Source organism: Curtobacterium sp. MCLR17_007 (assembly GCF_003234655.2).
Taxonomy (GTDB): Bacteria; Actinomycetota; Actinomycetes; order Actinomycetales; family Microbacteriaceae; genus Curtobacterium.
In genome coordinates this window covers 23,216-38,818 of the sequence record NZ_CP126271.1, presented here as the reverse complement: position 1 = coordinate 38,818, position 15,603 = coordinate 23,216, and the positions used below count along the sequence as shown (strand labels likewise).

Annotated in this window: 15 protein-coding genes and 1 tRNA gene; 6 read left to right on the top strand and 10 right to left on the bottom strand. The window is 72.2% G+C overall.

Translation table 11 applies throughout. The annotated features are described in order from the left end of the window. Positions 1 to 3 precede the first annotated feature (3 nt). A complete protein-coding gene (locus DEJ13_RS00180) occupies positions 4 to 855 on the top strand; it encodes a phosphotransferase (protein WP_111106141.1) in 852 nt (283 codons plus the stop codon). 58 nt (positions 856 to 913) lie between these two features. Here the strand turns inward: DEJ13_RS00180 and DEJ13_RS00175 are convergent, their stop codons facing one another. Beyond that, positions 914 to 2,020: an alpha/beta hydrolase gene (locus DEJ13_RS00175; protein WP_111106140.1), complete on the bottom strand. Its 1,107-nt coding sequence runs from the start codon at positions 2,018 to 2,020 to the stop codon at positions 914 to 916. A 243-nt stretch (positions 2,021 to 2,263) separates the two neighbouring features. Between DEJ13_RS00175 and DEJ13_RS00170 the strand changes: the two genes are divergently transcribed. Next, the gene (locus tag DEJ13_RS00170; protein ID WP_111106183.1) at positions 2,264 to 3,634 is read left to right on the top strand and encodes an NAD-dependent succinate-semialdehyde dehydrogenase; all 1,371 of its coding nucleotides are present in this window, start codon (positions 2,264 to 2,266) and stop codon (positions 3,632 to 3,634) included. A gap of 69 nt (positions 3,635 to 3,703) precedes the next feature. On the opposite strand, the gene DEJ13_RS00165 is transcribed toward DEJ13_RS00170, so the two are convergent. Both DEJ13_RS00165 and DEJ13_RS00160 read right to left on the bottom strand, forming a co-directional pair. Then, positions 3,704 to 3,862 (bottom strand): hypothetical protein, encoded by a 159-nt coding sequence (locus tag DEJ13_RS00165; RefSeq protein ID WP_181436944.1) that lies wholly within the window; start codon positions 3,860 to 3,862, stop codon positions 3,704 to 3,706. A gap of 184 nt (positions 3,863 to 4,046) precedes the next feature. Next, the gene (locus DEJ13_RS00160; protein WP_111106139.1) at positions 4,047 to 5,537 is read right to left on the bottom strand and encodes a hypothetical protein; all 1,491 of its coding nucleotides are present in this window, start codon (positions 5,535 to 5,537) and stop codon (positions 4,047 to 4,049) included. A 90-nt stretch (positions 5,538 to 5,627) separates the two neighbouring features. Here DEJ13_RS00160 and DEJ13_RS00155 point away from each other — a divergent pair, with 90 nt between their 5' ends. Next, entirely contained in the window at positions 5,628 to 6,158 is a 531-nt protein-coding gene (locus DEJ13_RS00155) for a GNAT family N-acetyltransferase (protein WP_111106138.1), read from the top strand. A 63-nt stretch (positions 6,159 to 6,221) separates the two neighbouring features. Here the strand turns inward: DEJ13_RS00155 and DEJ13_RS00150 are convergent, their stop codons facing one another. Genes DEJ13_RS00150 through gabT form a run of 3 tightly spaced genes read right to left on the bottom strand, consistent with a single transcriptional unit; the run spans position 6,222 to position 10,458 of the window. Continuing rightward, entirely contained in the window at positions 6,222 to 7,592 is a 1,371-nt protein-coding gene (locus DEJ13_RS00150; protein WP_111106137.1) for a flavin monoamine oxidase family protein, read from the bottom strand. Then, complete coding sequence (locus DEJ13_RS00145) at positions 7,589 to 9,106, bottom strand: NAD-dependent succinate-semialdehyde dehydrogenase (protein ID WP_111106136.1); 1,518 nt, start codon at positions 9,104 to 9,106, stop codon at positions 7,589 to 7,591. Before DEJ13_RS00145 ends, DEJ13_RS00150 begins: the two co-directional genes overlap by 4 nt. Continuing rightward, positions 9,103 to 10,458, bottom strand: a complete 1,356-nt coding sequence (gene gabT / locus DEJ13_RS00140) for a 4-aminobutyrate--2-oxoglutarate transaminase (protein ID WP_111106135.1) — start codon at positions 10,456 to 10,458, stop codon at positions 9,103 to 9,105. The genes DEJ13_RS00145 and gabT overlap by 4 nt, the downstream gene beginning before the upstream one ends. A 92-nt stretch (positions 10,459 to 10,550) precedes the next feature. On the opposite strand from gabT, the gene DEJ13_RS00135 reads away from it, so the two are divergent. Further along, positions 10,551 to 12,095, top strand: coding sequence for a PucR family transcriptional regulator (locus tag DEJ13_RS00135; RefSeq protein WP_111106134.1), 1,545 nt, complete (start codon positions 10,551 to 10,553; stop codon positions 12,093 to 12,095). 254 nt (positions 12,096 to 12,349) lie between these two features. Here DEJ13_RS00135 and DEJ13_RS00130 read toward each other — a convergent pair whose 3' ends face one another. The 4 genes from DEJ13_RS00130 to DEJ13_RS00115 form a co-directional block, all read right to left on the bottom strand. Further along, on the bottom strand, positions 12,350 to 12,694 hold the full coding sequence (locus DEJ13_RS00130; RefSeq protein WP_056120957.1) for a type II toxin-antitoxin system PemK/MazF family toxin: 345 nt from the start codon (positions 12,692 to 12,694) through the stop codon (positions 12,350 to 12,352). Then, positions 12,691 to 12,930, bottom strand: coding sequence for a hypothetical protein (locus DEJ13_RS00125; protein WP_056120960.1), 240 nt, complete (start codon positions 12,928 to 12,930; stop codon positions 12,691 to 12,693). The genes DEJ13_RS00130 and DEJ13_RS00125 overlap by 4 nt, the downstream gene beginning before the upstream one ends. 19 nt (positions 12,931 to 12,949) lie before the next feature. Further along, positions 12,950 to 13,933 (bottom strand): NAD-dependent epimerase/dehydratase family protein, encoded by a 984-nt coding sequence (locus DEJ13_RS00120; protein ID WP_111106133.1) that lies wholly within the window; start codon positions 13,931 to 13,933, stop codon positions 12,950 to 12,952. Between the two features lie 260 nt (positions 13,934 to 14,193). Continuing rightward, positions 14,194 to 14,280: transfer RNA gene (locus DEJ13_RS00115), tRNA-Leu, on the bottom strand. Between the two features lie 87 nt (positions 14,281 to 14,367). On the opposite strand from DEJ13_RS00115, the gene DEJ13_RS00110 reads away from it, so the two are divergent. Next, positions 14,368 to 15,048: an FHA domain-containing protein gene (locus tag DEJ13_RS00110; RefSeq protein WP_111106132.1), complete on the top strand. Its 681-nt coding sequence runs from the start codon at positions 14,368 to 14,370 to the stop codon at positions 15,046 to 15,048. Continuing rightward, positions 15,045 to 15,602, top strand: a complete 558-nt coding sequence (locus tag DEJ13_RS00105; RefSeq protein WP_111106131.1) for an FHA domain-containing protein FhaB/FipA — start codon at positions 15,045 to 15,047, stop codon at positions 15,600 to 15,602. The genes DEJ13_RS00110 and DEJ13_RS00105 overlap by 4 nt, the downstream gene beginning before the upstream one ends. Position 15,603 lies beyond the last annotated feature (1 nt).

The following is a 15,603-nucleotide window of genomic DNA, read 5'->3' as shown; positions in this document are numbered from 1 at the left end:
CGCATGCAGTGGGGCAGCACCGGACTCGACGGCGCACAGGTCGACTTCGTCCGCCGGACGGTCCCCGGCGCGACCGTCACCGCGATCGAGTCCTGGGGGCTGCTCGACACGGTCGTGCTGCACGTCGAGGGCGTCGAGCACGACGTGACGGTCAAGGCGTCCGGGCCGACCAACACGCACTTCCCGCGGGAGCTGCTCGCACACCGCCGGTGGACCGCGGGGCTCGTCGCCTCCGGGGACACCGGTGCGCTGCGCACCGCGGACGAGGACCTGCATGTCCTGGTGCTCGACCGGGTCCCGGGCCACCTGGCACTCGGCACCGACGACGAGCACTCCCCCGACGTCCACCGGCAGGCTGGGACGCTGCTCCGCCGTTTCCACGACCAGCACGCGGTCCGAGACGACGGCTTCCTGCGCGCCGAGACAGCGAAGGCCACCGCCGCGCTGTCGTCGCCGCACCGGATCCCCGCCGCGGCCGCCGACCGTGCTCGGCGCCTGCTCGAGCGCTCCGAACCCGGGCCCGCGACGGTCGTCCCGACCCACGGGGACTGGCACCCCCGGAACTGGATCGTCGACCAGGGACGGCTGCGCGCGATCGACTTCGGCCGGTTCGCGCTGCGTCCCCCGGCCGCCGACCTGACACGACTGGCCGTCCTGCACTGGCAGCACGAGCCCGAGCTCGAGCGGGCGTTCCTCGACGGCTACGGGGACGACCCCCGCGAGCCCGACGCCTGGCGCTGGCTGCAGCTGCGCGAAGCGGTGGGCACGGCGGTCTGGGCCTTCACGGTCGGCGACGAGCGCTTCGAGCGACAGGGCCACAGCATGCTCGCGGACGCCCTCAGCGCCTTCGACTGACCGCCCGCTGCCGTCGGTGATCGGCTGGTCGACACCGGCGACCTCCGGGCCTGCGGACTCAGCGCCCGGGGACCAGGCCCACCAGCGGCATCAGCCAGCTCAGCCCGGCGGCGAGCGCGGGGCCCGCGTTCGCCCAGTTGTGCCGGGCGCCCGGCAGGATCCACGTCGTCACGTGCATGCCGGCGGCCCGTGCCCGCTGCGCCTGCACCGGGGTGAACTGCCCGTAGACGTGGTCGTCAGCGCCCGCGGCGAAGAACGCGTTCGACGCCCGGTACGGTCCGTGCGCGGCGAGCAGTGCCGCCGGCTGCGCCGCCCGGTACGCGGCCGCGTCCCCCGAGAAGCCCTCGGCGATCGTGGTCGCCACCGATCCGAGGGTCGGACCGGCCTCGCCGGAGACGTCGATGAGGTTCCCGAACCGCGCCGGGTCACCCGCGCCGAGCTGGATCGCGCACGTACCGCCCTGCGAGAACCCGCCGATCGTCCACGCGCCGGCACCGGACTGCACGCGCAGGTGCGTCGTGACCCAGGCCGGGACGTCGTGCAGCAGGTAGGTCCGGCTGTTGCCGAGCGGACCGTCGACGCACATCGGGTTGGCGGACTCCGGACCGAGCTGATCCGGTACGACCACGATCGGCGCGAGTCCACGGTGCAGGGCGGCGAGCGCGTCCATCGTCTCCTCGATGTGCCCACCGGTCTGCAGGTCCTCGGGTCCGGCGCCGCGGGACTGCCCGGACAGCAGCACGACGACCGGCAGGTGGGGCGGGGCGGCGGTGAGCGCGGCCGGCGGCAGGTAGAGCAGGGCGTCGCGCGCGGTGAAGTGGGAGCGGGTCGCCGGGATCGTCACGTGCAGCAGACGACCGGCGGTCGGCATGCCCGCCGGTGGCGTCCAGGTGGACGCCAGGTCGGCGGTCGCCGGAGCGGTGGTCGTGCCCGGCGCCTCCGCGGCCGGGATGCCGGCATCGGAGACGGCCGGCGTCGAGGGCGGGTTGCGCGGGCTCGACGTCGGCAGCGGCGTCGCCGTGGCCGTCGCCCCGGCATCCACGGGTGCCGCCGCCGACGAGGACCGGCCCCACCAGGTGGCCGCGACGCCGACGTTCACCGCCGTCAGGACCGTCATGGCCACGACGACGGCGACGACGGCCTTGGAGCGAGTTGTGTGCTGCATGGGAATGCCGAGCGTAGGGAGCAGCGCCGGGAGCAGACCTCCGGAGCGGTGCGCCGGGCTGAAGGTCCTCCTCGCCGGGTCCCAGCTGGTGTCGAGCAGCCGGCGAGCGATCGCCCTGGAGTACAGCGCCCTCGTGCTTCGTGGACGTCATGGCTGGTCCGGTCGCGCGTGCCCCGCCGGTACAGTTCCCCGACCGGCGTCACCGAGCACCTGACCGACGACCACGTCCGACACGAGGGAACCATGAGCGACACGATCTACGCCGTCACCGACCCCACCAGCGGCGAGGTGCTCCGCACCTTCCCGACGATCACCGACGCCGAGCTGTCGGACGCGATCAGCACCGCTGACCGCGCGCACGCCGAGGACACCAGCACGGTGGCCGACCGCGCGGCGCTGCTGCACCGTGTCGCCGAGCTCTACCGCGAACGGCGTGCGGACCTGGCGGCGACGATCGTGCGCGAGATGGCGAAGCCGATCGACCAGGCCCTGGGCGAGGTCGACTTCTGCGCGGACATCTACGACCACCACGCCGACCACGCCGAAGAGTTCCTCGCCGACCAGCCCATCACCCTGGCATCCGGGTCGGTCGGCAGCGCGTTCATCCGGAAGGACTCGGTCGGCGTGCTGCTCGGGATCATGCCGTGGAACTTCCCCGCCTACCAGATCGCCCGGTTCGCCGGCCCGAACCTGCTCATCGGCAACACGGTCCTGCTGAAGCACGCGCCGCAGTGTCCCGAGTCGGCCCTGGCGGTGGAACGCATCTTCCACGACGCCGGGTTCCCCGCGGGCGCCTACACGAACGTGTTCGCCTCGAACGACCAGGTCGCGGACGTCATCGCCGATCCGCGCGTGCAGGGCGTCTCCCTCACCGGATCCGCCCGCGCCGGTGCCGCCGTCGCAGAGATCGCCGGCCGCAACCTGACGAAGGTCGTGCTCGAGCTCGGCGGGTCCGACCCGTTCATCCTGCTCTCGACCGACGACCTGGACGCCGTCGTCGCGTCCGCCGTCGCCACGCGGCTCGAGGGCAACGGGCAGGTCTGCAACGCCGCCAAGCGCTTCCTGGTTTCCGACCACCTGTACGACGACTTCCTGGCGAAGTTCACCACCGCCATGGCTGCCGTCACCCCGACCGACCCGTCCACGCCGGGGTCCGAGCTCGGCCCCCTGTCGTCGCCGACCGCGGCCGACCGACTCCAGGAGCAGCTCGAAGCCGCGACCGCCCAGGGAGCGACCGTCGAGACCGGCGGCGAGCGCATCGGCAACGCGTTCACCCCGACCGTCCTGACCGGTGTCACGGCCGACAACGACGCGTACCGCGAGGAGTTCTTCGGACCCGTGGCAGCCGTGTACCGCGTCGCGGACGAGGACGACGCCGTCCGACTCGCCAACGACACCCCGTACGGCCTGGGCTCCTACCTCTTCACCACCGACGCCGATCAGGCCCTCCGGGTCGCCGACCGCATCGAGGCCGGCATGGTCTACGTCAACATCGTCGGCGCGGACAGCCCCGAACTGCCCTTCGGCGGGGTCAAGGGCAGCGGCTTCGGCCGTGAGCTCGGCGCCCTGGGGGCCGACGAGTTCGTCAACAAGAAGCTGATCCGGATCGGCTGACGGACCGCAGCACATGACGGACAGGAGGCCCGGTGCCAGCTGGCACCGGGCCTCCCGTCCGTCACTTCGTCACGCCGGGTCCGCGGGCTCCCCGCCGGAGTCCGGGTCGCTGTCCTGCGCCGGGTCCTCGGTGGCGTTCCCCGTCGAGGACCCGTCCGGCAGGTCGTCGGTGTACTGCTGCTCGTCGTCGGTGGGCTGGCTGGATCCGTCAGGTGTCGTGTCGCTCATGTCGCGCACGGTACGCGCGCGCCCTGCCTCGTCCGCCCAGGGCCGATGCGGGACTGCGGTGACACCAGAGGACACCGTCCGAGCCAGCGAGGGCGCGGATGCACGCGCTCCGACTGGCCGCCGTGCACGACCTCTCCGCCGCGATGACGGGAGGGGCCAGGTCGTGGGTCAGGTGGTCAGGTGGTCAGGTGGTCAGCGACCGTCGCAGGACGCCGCTCACGTTGCCGGTGCGGTCCACGACCCACACCATCACCGAGTACTGACGGCCTGCCGGCAGTCCGGCGATCGTCGCGGAACCAGCGGCGCTGCTCGCCGCCACCGCCGAGCCCGAGGTCGGCGTCGCACCAGTCCCGTCACCGGGCACGAGTCGCACGATCGTCGTCGCGGCGTCCCCCGAAGACGACTTCCCCCAGGTGACCTTCGGCGTCCCCGTGGTCGAGACGCTCACCGGGCTGGCACCGCGCGGCGCGGTGACGTCGGTCCGGGACCGCCAGAGCAGCTCACCGGACACCGGACCGGGGCGGGTGTCGTTGCCGCAGGCGACGGAGAACCGCACGCGAGCACGGTCGACCGACCCGTTGGGAGCGAGGGCGAGGTCGGAGATCGTGGCGGTCCCCTGGGTGCCGTTGCAGTCCCGACTGGCTCGGCTGATGTCGAGCAAGAGCGGCGCCCCGTCCTCATGGTCGCCCACGCGGAAGGTCCCGTCGTGGAGCACCGACGAGTCCAACGGCGCGAGTTCGAGTCTGCTGAAGGCCGTCGTCGTCGAGTAGACCTGCTGTGACGAGAACACCGCGGTGCCGGGACCGTTCGACCCCTGGAACATCGCGAGCGGCCCGTCGGCGTCCACACGCGTGCGGTTCAGGGCGATCCAGTTGTCGCCACTCACCGTGAGCCTGCTCGTCCCGACCGGCGACGTCCCGGCGAGCGAGGCGCTCACCGTCGTCCCCCCGACGGGGATCCCGAGGCTGGCGACACGGGGACCGCCGACCCGCGGCGAGAACCCGACACGCACGGTGCAGGTCGCACCGGCGACGAGGGTCGTCCCGCTGCAGGTGTCGTCCGTGAGCGCGAAGTCACCTGCGTGCATCCCACCGAGGACGGCGCGACCGAGGCGCTGCGGTGTCCCCGACGCGTTGTGGAGGGCCTGGGTCGCCCAGATGCGGGTGCTGCCGACGGCGGTCTGCGGCCAGGTGAGGTCCGTGCTCGAGAAGCGGACGGCCTGCTCCGGCTCGCCCATCCTGACCTGCCCGAACGACGCGTTCGCGGGGCTGTAGCCCGCGGAGAGGAACGTGATGTCGAAGCGCGTGAGGGTGCCGGACGCGTCGAACGCGACGTCGCGGACCTCCCAGCGGCTGGCGTGTTCGACGGTGACCGTGCCGACGGAGAGGTCGGCGCTGTCGGTGCGCTCGAAGGCGATCTCCCTCGACCAGTCCGCGTTCGCCGGGTCACGGAAGCGGAGCTCGATGCGCTTCCGGTTCGCGGTGACGAGGTCGATGTCCCCGTCTCCGTAGAGCTGGGGCTGCTGGAACCGGTCCGGCGCAGTCGTGTTCGCGATCATCCCGATGATCGGCGGGTGGTCGTCGGCTGCGACCGCGGGTTGCGCGGCGAGCGTCGAGCCGAGCACACCCAACACGAGGCCGACAGCGATGAACGGTGTGCGTGCCGACTGCGGCATTGGTCCTCCTGGTGGGGCCCGAGTAGCCCTCATGTCGATCATGTCGTGTTCGGTCGACGCTGTCCGGGAGCGGACTGGCAGACTGCCGGGATGGCTCCGATCACCGTCCGCCCGATCCACGCCGACGAGTGGGAGCGCGTCCGCGAACTCCGCCTCCGCGCCGTGCAGGACCCGGTCGCCGCGATGGCGTTCGTCGACTCCGTCGAGCACACGACAGCCCTGCCGGACATGTTCTGGCGGGACCGCGCCGCCGGCGGCTCGGACGATGCCGGCGATGCGGCAACGGCTCGGCAGTTCATCACCGAGGACGGGTCTGGCACATGGATCGGCACCGCCACGGGACTCCGCGAGCGTGCGGGCGACGACGACTTCGAAGGTCGTCCCGTCCACGTCGACGGCTGTGCCGTCGTCGGCGTCTACGTCGCGCCGGAGCACCGCGGACACGGGGTCGTCGGTGCCCTCGTCGACGCGATCGGCGCATGGGCGGCCGCGCCGGTGCGACTCACCGTCCATGCCCGCAACGCGCGAGCGATCCGCGGCTACGAGAAGGCCGGCTTCACGGTCGTCGGCGACGAGTTCCCCGGGACCCTCGGACCGACGCTCGACATGCGGCGGTCCTGACCGCCTGACGGACGGGAGGCCCGGTGCCAGTTGGCACCGGGCCTCCCGTCCGCCACGGGGTGACTACCGGACGGTGGCCGGCTGCGGCAGGACGGCCACGATCTCGGCCGCCGCCTGGCGGCCCATCCGGACCGCACCGTCGACGTGCTGGTAGCCGGCGCCGGCCAGGTCGCTCGACGCGAAGCGGATCGGCCCCACGGCCGCGCGCTGGTCGGCACCGTAGCGGACCAGACCGCCGAGGTCGAAGCTCGCCGCGTACGCGCCGCGGGTCCACTCCTCGGTGCCCCAGTCGCTCTCGTGGTAGACGACGGGGTCGGCCGCCCGCGGTCCGTAGTAGTCGACGAGCGAGGCGAGGATCCGTGCCTTGCGCTCCTCCGCGGGCAGCGCGAGGACGGCGTCGGCATGCACGTCGGACACGAAGCCCACGATGGTGCCCTGCGCCGAACCGTGCGTCGTGTTGTCGTACGCCTCGTGCACGAGCTCGTAGGGGCTGAACGCCGTGCCGGACAGGCCGGCCTCGCGCCAGAACGGCCGGTCGTACACCGCCTGCACCTTGATGACGAAGCCCATCGACAGGTGCTGGTGGAGCTGGTGCTGGCGGCGGGGCAGCGGCGGCTCGAAGGTGATCCGGGTGTAGAGCGGCGGCGGGACCGCCAACAGGGCCTGCTGCGCGTGCACCTCGACGCCGCCGTCGGCGAGCGCGACGACACCGTCATCGGTCCAGCGGAGCGTCCGGACGGGCGCGTTCAGGTGTACGGCGTCGCCGAGCTGCGCGGCCAGCCGTTCGGAGACCTGCTGCATGCCGCCGACGACACGCTTGTCGAGGATGAAGTCGGCGTCGACCAGGTTCGAGAAGCTGCCGGCAGACGCGGCCATCAGCAGCGCCTGCAATGCGGAGAACGCGTGCGCGGGCTTGGTCAGCATCGCGCCGGCGATGAACAGCGCGACGTTCTCCGTCGCGACGCGGTCGTCGCTCAGACCGTGCAGCCAGTCGCGGAAGGAGACCTCGTCGAGTCGCTCGGCGTCCGGCGCTGCCCAGGGCTCGGCCGGGTCGACGGTGGCGACGAACTCGTCGACGACCGCCACGAGCCGCTCGACCTCGTTCGCGGTGGCCTCGGGCAGCGGGAAGACGTCGCCGGTGTACTCCGTCCGGTTGCCGTCGGCGTCGACGTACACGCTCGACCCCTCGCGGTACCGGTCGACCGTGTCGAGGCCGAGCTCCTCGAGGGTCTCGAGCAGCGCGGTCTGGTCGGGCGAGACCCACTGGCCGCCGATCTCGAGCGTGACGCCCTCGATGTCGTCCGTCCACGTGCGGCCGCCGACGCGGTCGCGGGCCTCGAGCACCGTGACCGTGCGGCCCTCGGCACGCAGGCGGGTGGCGGCGATCAGGCCGGTCACGCCGGCCCCGATGACGACGACGTCGCTCTCGGTCATCGCTGTGCTCCCTGTCCGGTCGTGGTGCCCTGGGCGGTGCGCTGCCGGAACGGGTCCGGCGTCAGGGTGTACATCGTCTCGAGGTACTCGTGGATGCCCTCGGCGCCGCCCTCGCGACCGGTGCCGGACTGCTTCACGCCGCCGAAGGGTGCCGAGGCGTTCGACACGACCCCGGTGTTCAGGCCGAGCATGCCGGTCTCGAGCCGCTCCATCAGCCGTTGCCCACGGGCCGGGTCCTCGGTGAAGGCGTACGCCACGAGACCGTACTCGGTGTCGTTGGCCGCGCGGACGGCCTGGTCCTCGGTGACGAAGGTGCTGATCGCCAGGACCGGGCCGAAGATCTCGTCGCGCAGGATCTCGCTGCCCGGCTGCACGTCCGTCAGCACGGTCGGCGCGAAGAACGTGCCGGGTCCGTCGAGCGCCGTTCCACCGGTGCGGACGACGGCGCCACGGGCCACGGCGTCGGTGACGAGCCGCTCGGCCTTGGCGACCGCGCGGGTGTCGATCAGCGGACCGATCGCGACGCCGTCCTCGGTGCCGCGGCCGACGCGCATCGCCTGCACGCGCTCGGTGACCCGGCGGGCGAACTCCTCGGCGACGTCCTCGTGCACGATGAACCGGTTCGCCGCGGTGCAGGCCTGCCCGGTGTTCCGGAACTTCGCCGCGAGGGCACCGGTCACGGCCTCGTCCAGGTCGGCGTCGGCGAAGACCAGGAACGGTGCGTTGCCGCCGAGTTCCATGCTCGTACGCAGGACGTTCGCGGAGGCCTGCGCCATGAGCGTCCGACCGACGGGGGTCGACCCCGTGAACGACAGCTTCCGGAGTCGCGGGTCGGCGATCACCGGCTCGGACACCGCACGCGCGTCACTCGTCGGCACGACGTTCACGACACCGTCCGGCACACCGACTTCGCGCAGCAGGTCCACGAACAGCAGGGTGGTGAGCGGCGTGAGTTCGGCGGGCTTGACGACCACCGTGCAGCCGGCGGCCAGCGCGGGCGCGATCTTGCGCGTCGCCATCGCGAGGGGGAAGTTCCACGGGGTGATCAGGTACGCGGGCCCGACGGGCTTGTGCGAGACGGTCGCCCGGCCGGTGCCCTCGGGGTTGGTGCCGTACGAACCGCCGATCCGGACCGCCTCTTCCGAGAACCAGCGCAGGAACTCGCCGCCGTAGGTGACCTCGCCGTCCGCCTCGGCCAGGGGCTTGCCCATCTCCAGGGTCATCAGGAGCGCGAAGTCCGCACGGCGCTCCTGCAGCAGGTCGAAGGCGGCGCGCAGCAGTTCCCCGCGCTTCCGGGGTGGCGTGGCGGCCCAGTCGGCTCGGGCGCGGTCGGCTGCGGCGAGCGCACGGAGCCCGTCGTCGGCCGTCGCGCTCGCCACGTCGGCCAGCACCGCTCCGGTCGACGGGTCGTGGACGGCGAAGGTGGCTCCGTCCGACGACGGCTGCCACGAGCCGTCGATGAACAGCCCGGTGGGCACGCGGGACAGCAGGTCCTGTTCGGTGCTGGCGCTCATGCCTGTGCCAGCCCTTCGAGCACGACACCGAGGCCCTCGGTCAGCAGGGCGTCGTCGATCGCGAGCGGCGGCAGGAAGCGCAGGACGTTGCCGTAGGTGCCGGCGGTCAGCGCGATGACGCCGTGCTCGAAGGCGTACCGCACCACCCGCCCGGTCAGCCCGGGGTCCGGGTCACCGGTGACGGGGTCCACCAGCTCCATCGCGATCATCGCCCCCCGGCCACGCACGTCGCCGATCCGCGGGTCGTCCGCCTGCGCCGCACGGAGCGTGTCGAGGAGGATCCGCTCGATCCGGCGTGCGCGCTCGACCAGGTCGTCGTGTTCGAACGCGTCGATCGCGGCGAGGGCTGCCGCGCACGCGATCGGGTTGCCGCCGTAGGTCCCGCCGATGCCGCCGACCTGCGGGGAGTCCATGATCTCGGCGCGACCGGTGACGGCGGACAGCGGCAGTCCGCCGGCGATGCCCTTGGCGGTGGTGACGACGTCCGGCACGACGCCCTCGTGGTCGCTGGCGAACATGGCCCCCGTCCGTGCGAAGCCGGTCTGGATCTCGTCGGCGATGAAGACCACGTCGTTCGCTCCGGCCCACGCGGCGATGGCCGGCAGGAACCCCTCGGCCGGGACGACGAAGCCGCCCTCGCCCTGGATGGGCTCGATCAGCACCGCGGCGGTGTTCTCGGCCCCGACCTGCTTCTCGATCTGGGTGATCGCGCGCTTCGCCGCTTCGGTGCCGGACAGGCCGTCACGGTACGGGTAGGACATCGGCACGCGGTAGACCTCGGGTGCGAACGGGCCGAAGCCGCTCTTGTACGGCTGGTTCTTCGCCGTGAGTGCCAACGTCAGGTTCGTCCGGCCGTGGTACGCGTGGTCGAACACCACGACGGCCTGCCGCCCGGTGTGGCTCCTGGCGATCTTCACCGCGTTCTCGACGGCCTCGGCGCCGGAGTTGAACAGCGCCGTGCGCTTGTCGTGGTCGCCCGGGGTCAGCCGGTTGAGCGCCTCGGCCACCTCGACGTACCCGTCGTAGGCGGCGATCGTGAAGCAGGTGTGGGTGAACGCCGCCGCCTGCGCGGTGACGGCAGCGACGACGCCGGGGTGGGCGTTCCCGACCGTGGTGACGGCGATGCCCGAGCCCAGGTCGATGAGCGAGTTGCCGTCGGCGTCGACGACGACCCCGCCGCCCGCGGCCACCACGGCGATCGGTACCGCGACACCGACCCCCGTGGGCACGGCGGCGGCCTTGCGTGCGAGCAGTTCCGTGGACCGCGGTCCGGGGACCGTGGTCACGAGGCGGCGCTCCTGCGCCAGGCCCGGTCCGCCGGTGGTGGTGGGGTGGACGGCTGTGGTCGACATCCGGCGATGCTACGAGCCGGAGAGGGCACACCCCACCGTCCACCGTGGCCACCCACCGCCGTGGGTTTCGCCGTGGTGGATACAGTTGCGCCATGCCCGCGACGCTGCGATCCCTGCTCGCCCGCCGAGACCTCGGCCTCCGGCTGCTGACCGACGTCCGGGACACCACCGCCGCCCGGTCGTCGGACGTGCCGATCGCCTGGCTGCACAGCTCCGACCTGCCCGACCCCACGCCCTTCCTCGCCGCGGGCCAGGCGCTCCTGACGACGGGGACGCAGTTCGGCCCGGACGCCGAGGTGCCGCCCGGCATCGCCGACGACTACGTCCGCCGGCTGACGGCCCACGGCGTCGTGGCACTCGGCTTCGGCACCGAGGTCGTCCGCGCCGGGACGCCGGATGCCCTCGTCGATGCCTGCCGGACCCACGGGCTCCCGCTGTTCGAGGTGCCGTACGCGACCTCGTTCATCCAGGTCGCGCAGGCGAACGCCGAGTCCGTGGCGAAGGACGCGAACGCCCGCGACGCGTGGGCCCTCGCCGCGCAGCGCGCGATCTCGTTCGCCGCCATGCGGCCGGACGGCCTCGGCGCGACGCTGGCCGAGCTCTCGCGACAGCTCGATTGCTGGGTCGGGCTGCTCGACGTCTCCGGGCGCATCGACCGTGCCTTCCCGCCCGACGGCATCGCCGCGGTCGAGCGCACCCAGCTGCAGGAGGAGGGCGCCAGGCTCCTGCGCGGCGGACAGCGCGCGAGCCTCCCGGTGAGCACCGCCACAGGGGGTTTCACACTGCAGACGCTCGGGTCGGGCGGACACCTGGACGGCGTCCTCGCCATCGCGACCGGCACGCTCGACCACGCCGGACGCGAGGTCGTCACCGCCGTCATCGCGCTCGCGGGTCTGGCGCTGCAACAGAACCGCGAGCTCGGACGTGCGCGTGGACTGCTGCGCACCGGGCTCCTGACGATGCTGTCGTCCGGCAACCACGACGTGGTCGAGACCACCTCGCGCGAGCTCTGGGGGCCGCTCCCCGCCGCACCGGTCCGCGTCGCCGCCGTCCACGTGGACGACGAGGACCGCGACGCCGTGGTCGACCTCCTCGAACTCTGGGTGCAGGACCGCCCCGGGCAGCTCTTCTTCGCGGTCGACGACGCCCTGTTCCTGTGCATCGGCGCGGACGACGACGGCGTGGACACCGTCCGTCGACTGACCGAGCGGTACGACCTGCACGTCGGGCTGTCCGACGGGGCCGCCTACGGGTCCTTCGCGCGAGCCCGCGCCGAGGCCGTCCGCGCCCTCGACCGCTCGCTCGAGGGTCGCCCCGGCATCGTGGAGTTCGGGGACCTGGCGCGCGACGGCGTCCTGGCGCACCTCGCCCACACCGACGCGTCCGACATCGCCCGCGCGTTCCTCGCCCCGCTGACCGACCACGACGCCGCTGCCGGCTCCGACCTGACCCGGACCGTCCGCACCTGGCTCGAGCAGGACTGCGAGTACGACCGCGCAGCGCAGGTCCTCGGCGTGCACCGGCACACCGCCCGGGCACGGGTCGCGCACGCGGGTCGGCTGCTCGACCGTGACCTCGGCCTGTTCGCCACCCGCGCCGACGTCTGGGCCGCCTTCGTCGCCCTGTCCGCCGACTGAGAGCCCCTGCCTCGGCTGTTCCCCTGTGCACCCCGCCGTCGCCTGTCTCCCGGGGAACGTCCCGCGCAGATCGACGCCGCCGCGAACGGCTCCGTCCTGGTCGGCCACCCGGTCGCGCGCGGAGCGCGACGACCTCGTCGTCCGCACGGTCGCCGGAGCCGTCGGTCTGCGGATGGAGCGACTCGCGTCGGATGCGTGACCAGCAGACGGACCGGAGGCGCGGATCACCGCCGCCACGGGCCTCCCGTCCGCCGTCAGACGCCGAGGACGAGTCGCACCCCCGCCTCGACCTGTCCGAGCAGGTAGGCGGGGAGCATGCCGACCGGGTGCGGGTCGAGGAACTCCCGACTCACGGGTCCGACCTGTGTGACGTTCGCCACCGAGTCACGGTCCAAACCGGACGAGCCCGGGGGCACCAGCACGTTGCCGGGGAACTGCTCGAGCGCGGTGTTCGAGGTGAGCGGAACCGTGAGGACTGTCTGGATCGATGACGCCGTCAGCCAGTCGGCCTGCAGGACCACGCACGGACGCACCTTCGCGGGCTCGGAGCCGCGAGGGGAACCGAAGTCGGCCCACACCACGTCGCCTCGTTCGATCACCAGGTCGTCCCTCCGGACCGGAGCCGCTCGTTCTCCCGCACGAACAGGTCGTCGTCACCTCCGGCCTTCGTGAGCGCAGCGTCGGCGAGTGCCGTGAGCTCGGACGTCCCCTCGAGCTGGTCTGCGAACCGAGTGGCCGCGGTGCGGTAGAACTCCGAACGGTTCATGCCGTGGGCACGCGCCACGCGTTCGAATCGTTCGAAGTCGGCGTCCGGAACCGAGATGGCCTTCTTCATGGGGTGAGTATAACCGGTATCACCGCCCTAGTGAGGCCGGGATCTCGAGCTCGCCGTGCTCGACGAGCCAGCGGACCGCCGACTCCACCGTCTCGCCGGCCGTGTACCGCGGCTGGTACCCGAGCAGACGTCGCGCCTTGTCGATGCTGAACACCTGACTGCGGGACAGGTGGTCCCAGCTCGCGCCGGCCGCGTCCTGGTCGGTGGTCTCGCGGAACCGGTCCCACGGGACGGACTCGAGCCGGGCCTCCTGGCCGAACCACGACGCGGCGAGCGCCGCGTACCCGCGCACGTTCAGGGCATCGGACGCGACCACCGTGAAGTCCTCGCCGGATGCGGCATCGCGGTGCTCGATCGCGCGTTCGAACGCCTGGGCGACGTCGTCGGCGTGCACGTGGGCCATGGTCTCGGTGCCGATGCCCGGGATCACCAGGGTCTCGCCAGTCGCCAGGGTGCGCCACACCGACGGGTCGAGGTTGCCGACCGGGCCGATCGGCGCCCATCCGGGGCCGCTGATGTGCCCGGGGTGGATCGAGGTCGTGACGACACCACCATCGGTAGTTTCCTTCTTGAGCATCCGGGCGATCCGGTCCTTCTCAACGCCGTAGGTCCCGACCGGGGGCGTGGCGTTCTCCTCGGTGACCGGGAGCACCTGGCTCGGCCCGGCACGCCAGATCGAACCGCAGTGCAGCAGGTGCACGTCGGATCCGCGCAGCCGTTCGACCAGGGCGGTGGCCGACTCGAGCGTGAAGCACACCAGGTCGACGACCACGTCGGGGCGGAGTCCGACGACGCGGTCCGGGAAGGTGCCGTCGCGGTCCTCCTGCTCGCGGTCGGCGACGACCTGCTCGACCTGGTCCCACTCCGGGGACTCCGCGTACGCGCGGCGCTGTCCGCGGCTGATGTTCACGACGTGGTGACCGGCGCGGACGAGCCGAGGGACCAGGAACGTGCCGATGTGTCCGCTGCCGCCGATGACGACGATGCGCTTGCTGCTGCTCATGCGGGCGAGCGTAGGCGCGTGTGCATGTGCCGGGGCCACCCCGGACGGACGGGAGGCTCGGTGCCGGCCTGCCAGGGGCCCGGCGGTCCGGCTCGGCGACGGGACGGTGCCGCGATCGCGGCCCGGCGGTCCGGCTCGGCGACGGGACGGTGCCGCGATCGCGGCCCGGCGAGCCGCCGCGGCGACGCGACGGTGCCGCGGTGGAACGACGAAGGCCCCTGATCTCTCGATCAGGGGCCTTCGACTTCTTCTGTTCTGCCTGGTGCGCGAGGGGGGACTTGAACCCCCACGCCGTTTCCAGCACACGGACCTGAACCGTGCGCGTCTACCAATTCCGCCACTCGCGCCAGCCCGAGAACACTACCACGCACAGAATGCGCCAGCTGCCACCGACTACCATGCAGAGGTCATCGACCCGAGAACGTGGGAGACCCATGGGACTGCTGGACAGCTTCGAGCGGGGGCTGGAGCGCGCCGTCAACGGCACGTTCGCCAAGACCTTCCGCTCCGGCGTGCAGCCGGTGGAGATCTCGAGCGCGCTGCGGCGTGAGCTCGACACCAAGGCAGCGGTGGTCTCGCGCGACCGCATCCTGGTGCCGAACGAGTTCACCGTGCGCCTGGCGCCGCCGGACTGCTCGCGGATGAACGACGTCGGCCGGCCGCTGATCGACGAGCTCACGCAGATGGTCCAGCAGCACGCGGTGGCGCAGAACTACTCCTTCTCCGGCCCGGTCACGATCCGCCTGCAACAGGACGGCACGCTGTCGACGGGGATCCTGCAGATCGACTCCACCACGGTGCAGCGCGACGTCGCGTGGGTCGCCGTGCTCGACATCGGGTCCCAGCGGCACCGTCTGCAGCGCGGGCGCACCGTGATCGGCCGCGGCACCGACGCCGACATCACCGTCGCCGACACCGGCACGAGCCGCGAGCACGTCGAGGTCCTGTGGGACGGCAAGCACGCCCAGGCCAACGACCTCGGCTCCACGAACGGCTCGAAGCTGAACGGCGAGTGGTTCGACCAGACGATCGTCGAGCCGGACTCAACCATCGAGATCGGTCGTACCCGTATGGTGTTCCGGGTGATCCCGGAGAACGACGGAGGTGCGCGATGACCACAGGGCTGACACTGCTCGTCCTGCGCTTCGCGTTCCTCGCGGTGCTCTGGCTGTTCGTCTTCGTGATCGTCTTCGCCCTGCGCAGCGACCTCTTCGGGCAGCGGGTGCGCACGATCCCCACCGATCCCAAGGGCGCGCCGTCCGGCCCGACGACCCCGACCATCCCCGCCGGCGGTGCCGCGCCGGGTGGCGGTGCCGGGGCGTTCACCGAACTCATCGACCAGGGGCGCTCGTCCGGTTCGCAGCTGACCGCAACCGACGTCGCCACGCGACTCGTCATCACCGAGGGTGCGCGTGAGGGCATGGAGATGCCGCTCGGTCGCGGCCCCATCACGGTCGGGCGCTCCAGCGAGAGCAACGTCGTGATCCGCGACGACTACACGTCCACGAACCACGCACGACTCGAACTGCAGCCGTCCGGGTGGGTGGTCATCGACCTCGAGTCGACGAACGGCACGTTCGTCGACGGGCAGAAGGTGACGGCCCCCGTGACCGTCGCGGAGCGGACGCCGATCACGATCGGGACGACGACGTTCGAGCTGCGGCGGTAGG

Excerpts from the sequence above, each read along its gene's own strand:
- DEJ13_RS00180 (WP_111106141.1), top strand. The coding sequence starts at position 4 with ATGCAGTGGGGCAGCACCGGACTCGACGGCGCACAGGTCGACTTCGTC.
- DEJ13_RS00175 (WP_111106140.1), bottom strand. The coding sequence starts at position 2,020 with ATGCAGCACACAACTCGCTCCAAGGCCGTCGTCGCCGTCGTCGTGGCC.
- DEJ13_RS00170 (WP_111106183.1), top strand. The coding sequence starts at position 2,264 with ATGAGCGACACGATCTACGCCGTCACCGACCCCACCAGCGGCGAGGTG.
- DEJ13_RS00165 (WP_181436944.1), bottom strand. The coding sequence starts at position 3,862 with ATGAGCGACACGACACCTGACGGATCCAGCCAGCCCACCGACGACGAG.
- DEJ13_RS00160 (WP_111106139.1), bottom strand. The coding sequence starts at position 5,537 with ATGCCGCAGTCGGCACGCACACCGTTCATCGCTGTCGGCCTCGTGTTG.
- DEJ13_RS00155 (WP_111106138.1), top strand. The coding sequence starts at position 5,628 with ATGGCTCCGATCACCGTCCGCCCGATCCACGCCGACGAGTGGGAGCGC.
- DEJ13_RS00150 (WP_111106137.1), bottom strand. The coding sequence starts at position 7,592 with ATGACCGAGAGCGACGTCGTCGTCATCGGGGCCGGCGTGACCGGCCTG.
- DEJ13_RS00145 (WP_111106136.1), bottom strand. The coding sequence starts at position 9,106 with ATGAGCGCCAGCACCGAACAGGACCTGCTGTCCCGCGTGCCCACCGGG.
- gabT (WP_111106135.1), bottom strand. The coding sequence starts at position 10,458 with ATGTCGACCACAGCCGTCCACCCCACCACCACCGGCGGACCGGGCCTG.
- DEJ13_RS00135 (WP_111106134.1), top strand. The coding sequence starts at position 10,551 with ATGCCCGCGACGCTGCGATCCCTGCTCGCCCGCCGAGACCTCGGCCTC.
- DEJ13_RS00125 (WP_056120960.1), bottom strand. The coding sequence starts at position 12,930 with ATGAAGAAGGCCATCTCGGTTCCGGACGCCGACTTCGAACGATTCGAA.
- DEJ13_RS00120 (WP_111106133.1), bottom strand. The coding sequence starts at position 13,933 with ATGAGCAGCAGCAAGCGCATCGTCGTCATCGGCGGCAGCGGACACATC.
- DEJ13_RS00110 (WP_111106132.1), top strand. The coding sequence starts at position 14,368 with ATGGGACTGCTGGACAGCTTCGAGCGGGGGCTGGAGCGCGCCGTCAAC.
- DEJ13_RS00105 (WP_111106131.1), top strand. The coding sequence starts at position 15,045 with ATGACCACAGGGCTGACACTGCTCGTCCTGCGCTTCGCGTTCCTCGCG.